The sequence below is a fragment of the Agrobacterium sp. LAD9 genome (genome assembly GCF_003031125.1).
In the GTDB taxonomy this organism is placed as follows: Bacteria; Pseudomonadota; Alphaproteobacteria; order Rhizobiales; family Rhizobiaceae; genus Agrobacterium; species Agrobacterium radiobacter.
The window spans coordinates 357,273-370,413 of sequence record NZ_PHGS01000025.1; the positions used below are offsets into that span (position 1 = coordinate 357,273).

10 protein-coding genes are annotated in these 13,141 nt (G+C 60.7%); 9 read left to right on the forward strand and 1 reads right to left on the reverse strand.

Annotation, left to right across the window (positions count from 1 at the left end):
- Positions 1-254 precede the first annotated feature (254 nt).
- The 6 genes from DA915_RS23090 (at position 255) to DA915_RS23115 (ending at position 9,135) form a co-directional block, all read left to right on the forward strand.
- The gene (locus tag DA915_RS23090; protein ID WP_003506580.1) at positions 255-1,445 is read left to right on the forward strand and encodes an efflux RND transporter periplasmic adaptor subunit; all 1,191 of its coding nucleotides are present in this window, start codon (positions 255-257) and stop codon (positions 1,443-1,445) included.
- Between the two features lie 11 nt (positions 1,446-1,456).
- On the forward strand, positions 1,457-4,591 hold the full coding sequence (locus DA915_RS23095; RefSeq protein WP_107677425.1) for an efflux RND transporter permease subunit: 3,135 nt from the start codon (positions 1,457-1,459) through the stop codon (positions 4,589-4,591).
- A 118-nt stretch (positions 4,592-4,709) separates the two neighbouring features.
- Positions 4,710-5,333 carry a TetR family transcriptional regulator gene (locus DA915_RS23100; RefSeq protein ID WP_031234023.1) on the forward strand — a complete coding sequence of 208 codons (624 nt, stop codon included), beginning with the start codon at positions 4,710-4,712 and terminating at the stop codon, positions 5,331-5,333.
- 201 nt (positions 5,334-5,534) lie between these two features.
- Positions 5,535-7,058, forward strand: coding sequence for a sugar ABC transporter ATP-binding protein (locus DA915_RS23105; protein ID WP_003506585.1), 1,524 nt, complete (start codon positions 5,535-5,537; stop codon positions 7,056-7,058).
- Positions 7,059-7,107: 49 nt separating this feature from the next.
- Positions 7,108-8,109: an ABC transporter permease gene (locus DA915_RS23110; RefSeq protein ID WP_003506587.1), complete on the forward strand. Its 1,002-nt coding sequence runs from the start codon at positions 7,108-7,110 to the stop codon at positions 8,107-8,109.
- Positions 8,110-8,181: 72 nt separating this feature from the next.
- Positions 8,182-9,135, forward strand: coding sequence for a substrate-binding domain-containing protein (locus tag DA915_RS23115; protein WP_020011756.1), 954 nt, complete (start codon positions 8,182-8,184; stop codon positions 9,133-9,135).
- Positions 9,136-9,191: 56 nt separating this feature from the next.
- Here DA915_RS23115 and DA915_RS23120 read toward each other — a convergent pair whose 3' ends face one another.
- A complete protein-coding gene (locus DA915_RS23120; protein WP_003506591.1) occupies positions 9,192-10,085 on the reverse strand; it encodes a LysR family transcriptional regulator in 894 nt (297 codons plus the stop codon).
- A 537-nt stretch (positions 10,086-10,622) separates the two neighbouring features.
- On the opposite strand from DA915_RS23120, the gene odc2 reads away from it, so the two are divergent.
- From odc2 to DA915_RS23135, 3 genes are all read left to right on the forward strand, one after another.
- Positions 10,623-11,756, forward strand: coding sequence for an ornithine/lysine decarboxylase (gene odc2, locus DA915_RS23125; protein ID WP_003506594.1), 1,134 nt, complete (start codon positions 10,623-10,625; stop codon positions 11,754-11,756).
- Between the two features lie 193 nt (positions 11,757-11,949).
- On the forward strand, positions 11,950-12,519 hold the full coding sequence (locus tag DA915_RS23130; protein ID WP_107677426.1) for a GNAT family N-acetyltransferase: 570 nt from the start codon (positions 11,950-11,952) through the stop codon (positions 12,517-12,519).
- Between the two features lie 141 nt (positions 12,520-12,660).
- Positions 12,661-13,062 carry a MarR family winged helix-turn-helix transcriptional regulator gene (locus tag DA915_RS23135; RefSeq protein WP_020813368.1) on the forward strand — a complete coding sequence of 134 codons (402 nt, stop codon included), beginning with the start codon at positions 12,661-12,663 and terminating at the stop codon, positions 13,060-13,062.
- Positions 13,063-13,141: the final 79 nt, after the last annotated feature.

Here is a 13,141-nt window from a genome sequence, read left to right on the forward strand (position 1 = left end):
TCCCGTTTGCGCCATTTCCGTTTGATGCTCTGGCGATATGGCCACGCGCAGGTTCACTGCCGCCACAGGCGCTTCCCGCAAGGGCGGTCCTCCTTCCCGATTTCTGCAATCGCCATTCCCGTTTCCAAACCGTCTCACGCACCTTCACAAGCGCGTGAGACGGCTTTTGCGCTGCAACAATTCCGTTGCCGAAATTTTACATACGTCTTAGTATGTATGTAAATGTGACCTTTTTTATGGATTCGGAGCGCAGTATGGCGAAGAGATTGAGGCAGATCGCGGCGGTGTTGTTGACGGGCATCGTTTTGGTCGGATGTAGCGATGAGCAGGCCTCAGCGCCCGGCGCGCCGCCGCCCGGTGCTGTGAAGATCGTGACGGTGAAGCAGGAAGAGCTTCCCATTACCAACGAATTGCCCGGACGCATTGCGCCGACGCGGCTTGCCGAAGTGCGTCCGCGTGTCTCCGGCATCATCGTGGAGCGGGTGTTCGAACAGGGCTCGCTGGTGCAGGAAGGCGATGTTCTCTACCGGATCGATCCCGCGCCGTTTCAGGTGCGTGTCGACAGCGCCGAAGGCACGTTGCGCCGGGCGCAGGCCGCGCAGCTTCAGGCGCGGCAGACCGCCGACAGGCAGCAGCAGCTGCGCCGGTCCAATGTTGGTTCCCAGCAGGAATTCGACAATGCCATCGCCCAGCTGGCGCAGGCCGATGCCGAGGTAGCCGTGGCCGAAGCCGGCGTCGCGGAAGCGAAGCTCAATCTGCAATATGCCGATGTCAAAGCCCCGATCGGCGGCCGGATTGGTCGCGCACGTATTACCGAAGGCGCACTCGTCAGCGCCACCGGCTCGGAAAATCTGGCGACGATCCAGCAGCTTGATCCGATCTATGCCGACTTCACCCAGCCGGCCGCCGATCTCATCCGGCTGCGCAAGGCCCTGCAGGATGGCAAGCTGATGACCGGCCCGAACGAAGCCGAAGTCAACCTGCTGTTCGATGACGGCAGCCGCTACCCCGTTCCGGGCCGCCTGCTGTTTTCTGAAGCCGCGGTGGATGAAACCACCGGTCAGGTGACGCTGCGCGGTGAATTCCCGAACCCGAACGGCGATCTGCTGCCGGGCATGTATGTCCGCGTGCAGATTCAGCAGGGTATCCAGAAAGCGGCCTTCGCCGTGCCGCAGCAGGCGGTTCAGCGCGATGCCGGCGGTCAGGCCAGCGTGCTTGTCGTTAACGCCGAAGACACGGTCGAGCAGCGTCGCGTCAGCGTCGGCCGCTCCGTCGGCGATCGCTGGGTGATTTCCGAGGGCCTGAAGGATGGCGACCGCGTCGTGGCCGAAGGTTTCCAGAAGACCGCTCCGGGCGCGAAGGTGAAGCCGGAACCATGGTCTGACGAGGCCGATGTCGCCACTGCCGCCGGCAGTGAGAGCGCGGCTCCCGCTGCGAAGCAATAAGGACCGATTTCATGGCACGTTTTTTCATCGATCGGCCCATTTTTGCCTGGGTCGTCGCCATCTTCATCATGCTGGCAGGCCTGCTTGCCATTCCCATGCTGCCGATTGCGCAATATCCGAATGTCGCCCCGCCGCAGATCTCCGTCTCGACCACCTATCCTGGCGCGTCGCCGGAGGATATTTACCAGAGCGTCACGCGTCCCATCGAAGAAGAGCTGAACGGCGTTCCCGGGCTGATCTACTTCGAATCGACGTCGGAATCCTCGGGTCGCATTTCCATCAACGTCACCTTTGCGCCGGGCTCCAACATCGGTGAAGCCCAGGTGGAGGTTCAAAACCGCATTGCGCGCGTCGAACCCCGCCTTCCGCAGGCAGTGACGCAGCAGGGTCTGCGTGTGGAGCAGGCAGGCACGTCGTTCCTGATGATGGTGGCGCTCACCTCCGTCGACGGCAACACGGATGCCATCGGTCTAGGTGATTATCTCAGCCGCAACGTGCTGGGTGAGTTGCGCCGCGTTCCCGGCGTCGGCAGCGCGCAATTGTTCGCCACCCAGCGCTCCATGCGCATCTGGATGGACCCGGACAAGATGCTGGGCCTCAGCCTGACCTCGAACGACGTCATCGGCGCCATTCAGGCGCAGAACTCGCAGGTTGCCGCCGGCCGCATCGGCGCATCGCCAAACCCTATCGGCCAGCAGATTTCCGCAACCGTCAACGTGCAGGGTCAGCTCACCTCGCCGGAAGAGTTCGGCTCCATCGTGCTGCGCGCCAATCCGGACGGCTCATCCGTCCGGCTGCGCGACGTCGCGCGCGTGGAAGTGGGCGGCGAAAGCTATAACTTCTCGAGCCGCCTGAACGGCAAGCCAAGCGCCGCCATTGGCGTGCAGCTTTCGCCCACCGGCAATGCGCTGCAGACCTCCGAGGGCGTTCGCGCCACGATGGAGGAGCTGTCGCGGTATTTCCCGCCGGGTCTGGAATATGAAGTTCCCTATGACACCAGCCCCTTCGTGAAAATCTCGATCCAAAAGGTGATCAACACGCTGGTGGAGGCGATCATCCTCGTCTTCGTGGTGATGTTCGTCTTCCTGCAGAATATCCGCTACACGATCATTCCGACACTGGTGGTGCCCGTGGCGCTGCTCGGCACCTGCGCCATCATGTATGTCTCGGGTTTCTCGATCAACGTTCTGACCATGTTCGCCATGGTTCTCGCCATCGGCATTCTGGTCGATGATGCGATCGTCGTCGTTGAGAATGTCGAGCGCATCATGGCGGAAGAGCATCTGTCGCCCAAGGAGGCCACCCGCAAAGCGATGGGCCAGATTTCCGGCGCGATCATCGGCATCACGCTGGTGCTGACGGCCGTGTTCGTGCCCATGGCCTTCTTCCCGGGCGCCGTCGGCATCATCTACCAGCAGTTCAGCCTGACCATGGTGGTGTCAATTCTGTTCTCCGGCTTCCTTGCCCTGTCGCTCACGCCGGCGCTCTGCGCGTCGTTCCTGAAGCCCATCAAGGCTGGGCACCATGAGAAGAAAGGCTTCTTCGGCTGGTTCAACCGCGGCTTCGACAAGGCCTCGCACAAATATTCCTCGTCAGTCGGCAGCATCATCAAGCGCTCCGGCCGCTTCATGGTCATCTATGCGGCGTTGCTGGTCGGCCTCGGCTGGGCGTATATGCAACTGCCGAGCTCGTTCCTTCCGAACGAAGATCAGGGCTACCTGATTGTTGACATTCAGGCACCGGCGGAAGCCAGCAGTGATCGTACGCTGCAATCCATCCAGCAGATCGAAAAGATCTTCATGGAAGAGCCGGCGGTGGATCGTGTGATTGCGGTTTCGGGTTTCTCCTTCTCCGGCTCCGGCCAGAATGCCGGTCTGGCCTTCGCCACCTTGAAGGACTGGAGCGAACGCGGACCGAATGATTCCGCCGCCGCCATATCGGCGCGCGTCAATGCCAAGCTGTGGGGTCTTCCGGACGCCATGTCCTTCGCGCTGTCGCCGCCGCCAATCCAGGGCCTCGGCAATTCCAGCGGCTTCACCTTCCGCCTGCAGGATCGCGCGGGTGCGGGACAGGCCGCTCTCAGCGCTGCCGGTGCGCAACTGATGGCCGCTGCCCGTCAGAGCCCCATCCTTGCCGGCCTTCGCATTGAAGGCATGCCGGATGCGGCGCAGGTCAACCTGATCATCGACCGTGAGAAAGCCAATACGTTCGGCGTCACCTTCAGCGATATCAACGCCACCATCTCGGCCAATATGGGCTCGTCCTACGTCAATGACTTCCCCAATGCCGGCCGCATGCAGCGCGTGACGGTGCAGGCGGAGCAGGGCCAGCGCATGAAGACGGAGGATCTCTTGAACCTCAACGTCCGCAATGCCAATGGCGGCATGGTGCCGGTGAGTTCGTTTGCCACGGTGGAATGGGTGCGCGGTCCCTCGCAAGTGGTCGGTTATAACGGCTATCCGGCTGTCCGTATCGGTGGCCAGTCCGCACCGGGTTATTCTTCCGGTGACGCCATTGCCGAAATGGAGCGTCTGGCGAGCGAATTGCCTGCTGGTTTCGGTTTCGAATGGACCGGTCAGTCGCTGCAGGAAATCCAGTCCGGTTCGCAGGCTCCGGCGTTGATCGGGCTCAGCGTTCTGTTCGTCTTCCTGCTGCTCGCAGCACTTTACGAAAGCTGGTCCATTCCGCTCTCCGTCATGCTGGTGGTGCCGCTTGGCGTCATCGGCTCGGTGGCGGCTGTCATGCTGCGCGGCATGCCGAACGACGTCTACTTCCTGGTGGGCCTCGTCGCCATCATCGGCCTGTCCGCAAAGAACGCGATCCTGATCATCGAATTCGCCAAGGATTTGCGGGCGGAAGGAAAATCCACCTATGATGCGACGGTGGAGGCGGCGCACTTGCGCTTCCGGCCGATCCTGATGACGTCGCTTGCCTTCTCGCTCGGCGTGCTGCCAATGGCGATCGCCTCCGGTGCGAGTGCGGCGAGTCAGAATGCCATCGGCACCGGCGTTCTGGGTGGCATGATCTCGGCGACGATCCTCGCGATCTTCTTCGTCCCCGTCTTCTTCGTCTTTGTCATGAAGATTTTCGGGGATCGGAAGAAGGAGAAAGAGATTGCTGCTGACGCCGTATCGCCGGCGGAATAAAACGGGTGTGAAGGCCGGGCCAAAAGTCATGTGAATGCGTTCATCTGATTGACAGCCCGGCACTGCAAAGAAGGCACGGTGCGAAAGCGCCGTGCCGCGATTGGAAGGAGATATGAGCATGCGCCGAACCAAGGCCGAGGCAGAAGAGACGCGTCAGGCGATCCTTGCCGCTGCCGAGCGGGTGTTCTTCAAAAAGGGTGTTGCCAACAGCTCTCTCGATGAGGTGGCGGCTGCCGCCGGCGTCACGCGCGGAGCGATCTACTGGCATTTTTCCAGCAAGAGCGATCTCTTTATCGGCCTCTATCAATCGGTGTCCCTGCCGGAATCGGATCTGCTCGATTTCGGCGACCCCGACCTCAAAGGGCTGGCTCTGCTGGCCAAGATCGAGGAAGCGGCCTGCAAGTGGCTGACGCTTCTTTCAAAAGATGAGCAACGCCAGCGCATCATGACCATCAGCCTGCGCACCAATTACTCGGATGAGTTCGCCCCGGTGCTGCACGCGCAGGAGGAACTGGACCGGTATCACAAGGATCGGCTCGAGGGCGCTTTCGCGCGGGCGCAGGCGGAAGGTGCATTCAACGACAACTGGACGGCGGACTCTGCGCTCGACGCGCTCTACTGGCTACTGAAAGGCATGTGCTCCGACTGGCTGCTGTTCGGCAAGCGTTTCGATCTGGCCAAGGAGGGCGCCGAAGCCGTGCACCGTCTGATGAAGGGTTTCCAGCGCTCCTCCGCATCCTGACAGGACTTTCACGACCTTCTGGCTTGCAGTTCATACGGTCAAATTTGAGTGTATTCTAAAACACCAGCGAAAATTGCTTTACGTACCTCAAAACGGACGCTAGCTTCTTCTTCGAGCTTTGGGAGGAGTTCGTAGATGGTCATTTCAAAGAAAATTAAGGGGCAAGCGCCGTCCGTTCCTGCGGGACACCGGTGACGGCACATGGCTTTTGCTGACGAATCTCCAGACCATGCCCTTATCCGGACGGTTGGGCTGTCGAAGTCTTTCGGGCCGGTACAGGTTCTGAAGGATATCGAGATCGCGGTGCGTGCCGGTGAGGTCCACGCGATCATAGGCGAGAACGGTGCGGGCAAGTCGACGCTGATGAAGCTTCTGGCCGGCAATGAAAAGCCGTCGGGCGGGGAAATCCGCATCGATGGCGAAGCCGTGGCGCTGAGCGGCCCCGTGGATGCTGAACATCGCGGCATTGTTCTCGTGCATCAGGAAATATTGCTGGCGCCTGATTTGACGGTGGCGCAGAACATCTATCTCGGCCGCGAAGTACGCAGGGGCGCCATGGTGGACGACCGCGCCATGCGCGCCGGCGCCCGCAAGGCGATCGCCGATCTTGGCGGTACGATCGATCCCGACGCCATTGTCGGCAGCCTGTCGATTGCCCAGCGGCAGCTGGTGCAGATCGCCCGCGTTCTGCTCGTGCCGCATCGCGTGGTCATTTTCGATGAGCCGACGGCGAGCCTTACGCCCATCGAAACGGATGCACTGCTGAATGTCATCAGGGACATCCGGGCAAAGGGTGTGGCCGTGCTTTACATTTCGCATCGTCTGCCGGAAGTGAAGGAGATTGCCGACCGGGTGACGGTTCTGCGTGACGGCAAGCTGATCGCCTCCCATCCGGCATCGGCGCTGGAGCCTGCCGATATGGCGCGGCTCATGGTGGGGCGCGACGTAGCCAAGCTTTATCCGGACCGCGCCGCCGGCGGCGAGCACGAGCCGGTTCTGCAGGTGGAGCATTTTACCGTTCCGGGTTATGCAGAGGATGCCGGTTTCAGCCTGCGCAGGGGCGAAATTCTCGGTTTTGCCGGTCTCGTTGGCGCCGGCAGAACGGAACTCATGGAAGGAATACTCGGCCTGCGCGCCGGTCGGGGAACCGTGCGGCATCACGGCAGGCCGGTGCATTTCGCAAAGGCGGAAGACAGCCTGAAGGCCGGCATCGTTTATCTGAGCGAGGACCGCAAGGGCAAGGGGCTGCTGCTTGGCAAGGATCTGCGGATCAACCTGACACTGGCCTCGCTCAAGAAATTCAGCCGGATGTTCCAGATCGACACGCGGCGCGAAACGGCGGCGCTCGATGATGCGGTGCGCGACTTCGATATTCGCACTGGCCGCAAGGATTTGCTTGCGGGCCAGCTCTCCGGCGGCAACCAGCAGAAGCTGCTGCTTGCCAAGATGATGCTGCTCGATCCCTCCATCGTCATCATCGACGAACCGACACGGGGCATCGACATCGGCACCAAGGAGCAGATCTACCGCTTTATCGCCAAGCTCGCGGATGAGGGGCGCTCGATCATCGTTGTTTCCTCGGAAATGCCGGAGCTGATCGGCATCTGCGACCGCATTCTGGTGATGCGTTCGGGCCGGATCGTCGGTGAGGTGACGGGCGAGCGCATGACCGAAAACGACATCGTGGCGCTGGCGACGGGCGTTCATACGCAGGAACCTGCCTGAGCGCCCGTGTCGCGGGAAATATGGCCTGATAAAGAAACTGAGGGAAAACATGACTGAGGCCGCATTTGATAACGGCAAAACGCCGAAGACCTCGAAGGACTGGGACCTGCGAGCGGTTGCGCCTTTCGTGGCGCTGGCCCTGCTGCTGGTTCTCGGCACCATCGCCAATCCCAATTTCATCGGCATCGACAATCTGTTGAATGTCGTCACCCGCAGCGCCTTCATCGCCATCATCGCGCTCGGGGCCACCTATGTCATCACGTCAGGCGGGCTTGATCTGTCGGTCGGCGCCATGGTCGCATTTGTCGCCAGCCTGATGATCCTGTTCATGAATAGCGGTGTCATCGCCAGTCCGCTTTTGATGCTGCTTACCGCCATGGCGCTGGCGCTCGCCATCGGGGCTGCCTGCGGGCTGACAAACGGCCTCATCACTACCATCGGCCGCATCGAACCTTTCATCGCCACGCTCGGCACCATGGGCATTTATCGCGGCTTGACCACGTGGCTGTCGCAGGGCGGCGCGATCACGCTGCGCAACCCGGAAATCCAGACGCTTTATCGCCCGGTCTATTTCGGTAATGTCTTTGGTGTGCCGGTGCCTGTCATCGTCATCTTCGTCACCGCCGCAATAGCCGCCTTCGTGCTCTATCGCACGCGCTATGGCCGGCATCTCACGGCCGTCGGCTCCAGTGAGGATGTGGCGCGTTACTCCGGCATTTCGGTCGCACGGGTCCGCACCATCGCTTATGTGGTGCAGGGGCTCTGCGTCGCCGTTGCGGTGCTGCTTTATGTGCCGCGTCTTGCCTCCACCTCGGCCACGACAGGCATGTTGTGGGAGCTGCAGGCGATCACCGCCGTCGTCGTCGGCGGCACGGCGCTGAGAGGCGGGGTAGGGCGCATCTGGGGTACGATCTGCGGCGCCTTCATTCTGGAGATCGTCGGCAACATCATGATCCTGTCGAACTTCGTCAGCGAATATCTGATCGGCGCCATTCAGGGCGCGATCATCATCATCGCCATGCTGGTGCAGCGCTCGCTCAGCCGCAGGTGACGTATCACGCCGCGCCATGTGGGGCAGGCGCGGTTGAAGGAGGAACGCCCCGGTCTTGGGAGGAAAGAGACTATGCGTAGTAAATTCATCGGCGTGGCCTTTGCCGCGCTGGCCACGGTGCTTGCGGGTTCAGTACACGCACAGGACAAGAAGGTCACCATCGGCGTGTCCATTCCGGCGGCCGACCATGGCTGGACGGCAGGCGTCGTCTATCATGCCGAGCGTGTGGCGAAGCTGCTGATGCAGGAGCATCCGGGGCTCAACATCATCGTCAAGACGTCGCCGGATGCCGCCAATCAGGCGAATGCGCTTCAGGACCTTGCCGTGCAGGGGCTCGATGCACTTGTCGTGCTGCCGTCCGATCCGGATCCGCTCGTCAACGCCATCAAGGAGATCAAGGACAAGGGCACCTTCGTCGCGCTCGTCGACCGCGCGCCGAGCGTCAACGACAATTCGATCCGCGATCTCTACGTTGCCGGCAACAACCCCGCGCTTGGCCAGGTGGCGGGCGAATACATCAAGAAGACGACGCCGGATGCCGAAGTCGTGGTCATTCGCGGCCTGCCGATCCCGATCGACCAGCAGCGCCAGGATGGTTTCGACAAGGGTATTGCCGGTTCCAGCGTCAAGGTTCTCGACCGGCAATATGGCAACTGGAACCGCGACGACGCCTTCCGTGTGATGCAGGACTATCTGACCAAGTACAAGAAGATCGACGTGGTCTGGTGTCAGGATGACGACATGGCAATCGGCGTGCTGGAGGCTATCCAGCAGGCGAAACGTACCGACATCAAGTATATCGTTGCGGGCGCCGGTTCCAAGGACATGATCAAGAAGGTCATGGACGGCGACAAGCTGGTGCCGGTCGACGTGCTCTATCCGCCGGCAATGGTGGCGACAGCCATGCAGCTGACGGCCGGGCATTTCTACGATCAGGTCCCGGTTGCGGGTGAGTATATCCTCGATGCGACCCTGATCACCAAGGACAATGCCGAGCAGTTCTACTTCCCGGATTCGCCGTTCTGATCTGACTTTCAGCCAACACCGACGCCCGCCGCAAGGCGGGCGTTTCATTTGATGGGTTACCCGTTCTTCCTGAACCACGCCGAGAGATAATCGACAAAGCTGCGCACCTTGGCGGGCAGGTAGCGGCGATGCGGATAGACCGCATAAATGCCCCTGTCCTTGGAAATATAATCGTCGAACAGCGTCACCAGCTCACCGGACTGGATGTAGGGTCTGGCGATGAAATCCGGCACCAAGGCGATGCCGAGACCGGCGCGCGCCGCGCGCAACGTCGCCTGCGGGCTATTGACCTCGATCGGCCCGCTGATGGTGACCGAATTCGAGCCGCCATCCGGCTCCAGATACCGCACTGTATTATGAAAACGCGTATTGGTGTCGATGATGAAAGGCACGCGGGAGAAATCCTGCGGGCCGTCTAGCGGCCCGTGTTGCGCCACGAAATCCGCCGTCGCCACCGCATAGACCCGGAAATCGGAAAGCTTGCGGGCGATCAGACCCGAATCTTCCAGTCGGGTGATTCGAACCGCGAGATCGAAACCTTCCTCGATCAGGTCAACGAATCGGTCTTCCGCAACGATTTCCAGCGACAGTTCCGGATTTTCCTTGGCAAAATCGATCAGGCTCTGGCCGACATCGGCATCGATGAAGGTGCGGGGAACGGAAATTTTGAGCTTCCCCTTCAGATCGGCATTCTTTTCACGCACCAGATCGGCGAGGTTATCGATCTCCTTCAGAATATCGGAAGCGGTGCGGTAATAGGTATGTCCGGCTTCCGTCAGCGAGAACTGCCGGGTGGTGCGGTTGAGGAGCAGTGCGCCGAGATCATCTTCCAGCTCCCGCACATATTTGGACAGAAGCGCCTTGGAGCGCCCGGTCTTGCGCGCCGCGGCGGAAAACCCCTCAGCTTCGACAACATCGATAAAGGCGCGGATGCGGGTCAGCGTGTCCATGAAAATCCTCCGGTTCGTTCCATATAATTGAACGTGCGCAAGTCACTGTTCAACCCTTAATTCACTGCTGAAAAAATCCGCTCTTTGGTGAAAAATTCCTCTTGATTATGACTGCGAATATTCTTATCTCCCGTGCTGCCCAAAGTCGCACGTGCCCATGTGTGTCCGCCGAGTCCTCGATGTGGTGAGGATTTAGGTAAGGTACCTGGAACTAACCCCTCCAGTCGCTATTCCGGCCAACCGGGAAATGCGAGGACATATGAAGCAACGACGGTGCGGGCCTTTCTGGTTCTCTGCCGGCTTTCCATCAGCCGGGGTACTGAAGAGGCACACCATCATTGCCTGAAGTGCGGTCGGGTCATTCCCTCCAATCGATGGCAGACAAAGCCGAATGATGCTCTGGCAGGGCGTCGTTCATATTCGCGCCTTGAGCGTATGCTATCGAGTCTGCGCCTCCACCGGCTGATTCGTATGCATATCTCGAGCGTCCTTTGTCCTTCGGATTTTTCCGAAGTCGGTTTAACAGGGAATATATCGATGACGACTGCACGCATTCTCGACTTCATCAAGACCCGACGTCCCGAAGGCCCTTGCCTCGTGGTTGATCTCGACGTCGTGCGCGACAATTTCAACGCTTTCCGGCACTCCCTGCCGAACAGCGCCATCTATTACGCCGTCAAGGCAAACCCGGCTCCCGAAATCCTGAAGCTGCTCGCTTCGCTCGGCTCCAACTTCGATTGCGCCTCCGTGGCTGAAATCCAGATGGCGCTCGATGCGGGTGCGACTTCCGACCGTATCTCCTTCGGCAACACCATCAAGAAGGAACGCGATGTTGCACGCGCTCATGCGCTCGGCATCGATCTCTTCGCCGTTGATAGCCACGAGGAAGTCGAGAAGGTTGCCCGTGCCGCTCCCGGCGCACGCGTGTTCTGCCGCGTGCTGACGGATGGCGAAGGCGCCGAATGGCCGCTGTCGCGCAAGTTCGGCTGCGTGCCGCAGATGGCTGTCGACGTTCTGGTCTATGCACATCAGCTCGGCCTCGAATCCTACGGCGTATCCTTCCACGTCGGTTCTCAGATGATGAATCTCGACGCATGGGATGCGGCGCTGGCCGATGCCAAGCGCGTCTTCGCTTCGCTTGCCAAGCAGGGCATCCACCTGCAGATGGTCAACATGGGTGGTGGTTTCCCGACCAAGTACCTGCGCGACGTTCCGGCTGCCGAAGAATACGGCCAGGCGATCGACACGGCGCTGCGCAAGCACTTCGGCAACCAGATCCCGAAGACGATCATCGAGCCGGGCCGCGGCATGGTCGGCAATGCCGGCGTCATCAAGGCGGAAGTTGTTCTCGTGTCGCGCAAGTCCGACAACGACAACCACCGCTGGGTGTTCCTCGACATCGGCAAGTTCGGCGGTCTCGCCGAGACGATGGATGAGGCTATCCGTTACCCGATCCGCACCGAGCGCGATCAGGACGAGATGGAGCCCTGCGTTCTGGCCGGCCCGACCTGCGACAGCGCCGATGTGCTGTATGAAAAGAACATGTACCCGCTGCCGGTCTCGCTGACCATCGGCGACGAAGTTCTGATCGAAGGCACGGGCGCCTATACGACGACCTATTCGGCCGTTGCCTTTAATGGCTTCGAGCCGCTGAAGGCTTACATCATCTGATCCGAACGCCGTCCGCTGAGCAGGGCGGCGTCTCGACCAAGCTTCCGTTCCGGCTTTGCCGATTGTGCTGATGCGCAAATCCCTGCTTGCTGCACCTCTTCCAGCCGAGGAAAGCGTGTCGGCGGGCCGGAACGGCTCCACCATTTTTTTATCAAGGGCCGCGTGTGGGCGGTAGTGTGACGGGAGGCCAAGGATGGCCGCTCTTTTGAATTCGGTACGGGCATTTTTCACACCGCAGACATTTCATGTCGATCAGGAAAATCCGGGCGATGTCGTCGCCCGTGAGAACCTGCTGGACCGCGCCATGGGCACCGGCCGCCGCCGCAAGTCTTCCGAGAAGCTGCGCGCCGGTCGCGTTCCGGCCGAAGGTCTGGCACTCGTCGCCCGCGATGAGGATGGCCATGTCATCGGCACGGTGCGCCTGTGGAATGTCGAGGCCGGTATCTCCCGCGAAGGTCGCGCCGTCGAAGCGCTGCTGCTCGGCCCGCTGGCTGTCGATGCCGCCCATGAGGGCAAGGGCATCGGCTCGGCGCTGATGCGTGCCGCCATTGGCGAAGCCACCAAGCGCGGCCACGGCGCCGTTCTTCTGGTTGGCGACGCCCCTTATTACGAACGTTTCGGCTTCTTCGCCGACAAGGCCCAGCATCTCATCATGCCCGGCCCGTTCGAGCGCAGCCGTTTCCTGGCGCTGGAACTGAAAGCAGGCTGGCTGGAAGGCGCTGCCGGTCTGCTGGTGGCAAGCGGCCGCAGGCTCTCTGCCTGAACGAACCTCGCTGCTGATATCAAACCCCGGCCCAAAGCCGGGGTTTATTGTTTCTGCTATATGACCAAGGGGGGCGTTGCCCGCCGATAATTCCCGAGCACCTCTTGCGCGTAAAAATTTACGGGTATATACCCGATACAAATGCCAAACGATAGTTGCCACTGCATCCTGTTGCGCAAAGCATCCCGTAAGGTCTCGTCCTATTATGACGAGGCCCTGGCGCCGCTTGGCGTCAATATCGGTCAGTTCAGCCTGCTGCGGAACATCAACCGCACAGCGCCCGTCTCGCTGACCGATCTGGCCGCGCGGGTGGAACTGGATCGCTCCACCGTTGGCCGCAATGCCAAGGTGCTGGCTCGTATGGGTCTGGTGGCCATCGGCCATGGCGAGGATCAGCGGGAAGCGATGCTGACGGTGACGACGGAAGGACACGCGATCCTGAAGGCGGGTGCGCCGCTCTGGGATGGAGTACAGGATGAAATCGAGGCCCGGCTTGGGCCCGAAAAGACAGCACAATTGCAGGAACTGCTCGCAGCCCTGTAATTTCTGGGGATATGCGGGTATCTGCCTGCAATATAGGGTATATACCCGTAAAATATCGGCCACGGCCGCTGGAAAGGGA

Coding starts and splice junctions, on each gene's coding strand:
- DA915_RS23090 (WP_003506580.1), top strand. CDS start 255: ATGGCGAAGAGATTGAGGCAGATCGCGGCGGTGTTGTTGACGGGCATC.
- DA915_RS23130 (WP_107677426.1), top strand. CDS start 11,950: ATGGCCGCTCTTTTGAATTCGGTACGGGCATTTTTCACACCGCAGACA.
- DA915_RS23105 (WP_003506585.1), top strand. CDS start 5,535: ATGGCTTTTGCTGACGAATCTCCAGACCATGCCCTTATCCGGACGGTT.
- DA915_RS23115 (WP_020011756.1), top strand. CDS start 8,182: ATGCGTAGTAAATTCATCGGCGTGGCCTTTGCCGCGCTGGCCACGGTG.
- DA915_RS23120 (WP_003506591.1), bottom strand. CDS start 10,085: ATGGACACGCTGACCCGCATCCGCGCCTTTATCGATGTTGTCGAAGCT.
- DA915_RS23095 (WP_107677425.1), top strand. CDS start 1,457: ATGGCACGTTTTTTCATCGATCGGCCCATTTTTGCCTGGGTCGTCGCC.
- DA915_RS23110 (WP_003506587.1), top strand. CDS start 7,108: ATGACTGAGGCCGCATTTGATAACGGCAAAACGCCGAAGACCTCGAAG.
- odc2 (WP_003506594.1), top strand. CDS start 10,623: ATGACGACTGCACGCATTCTCGACTTCATCAAGACCCGACGTCCCGAA.
- DA915_RS23135 (WP_020813368.1), top strand. CDS start 12,661: ATGCCAAACGATAGTTGCCACTGCATCCTGTTGCGCAAAGCATCCCGT.
- DA915_RS23100 (WP_031234023.1), top strand. CDS start 4,710: ATGCGCCGAACCAAGGCCGAGGCAGAAGAGACGCGTCAGGCGATCCTT.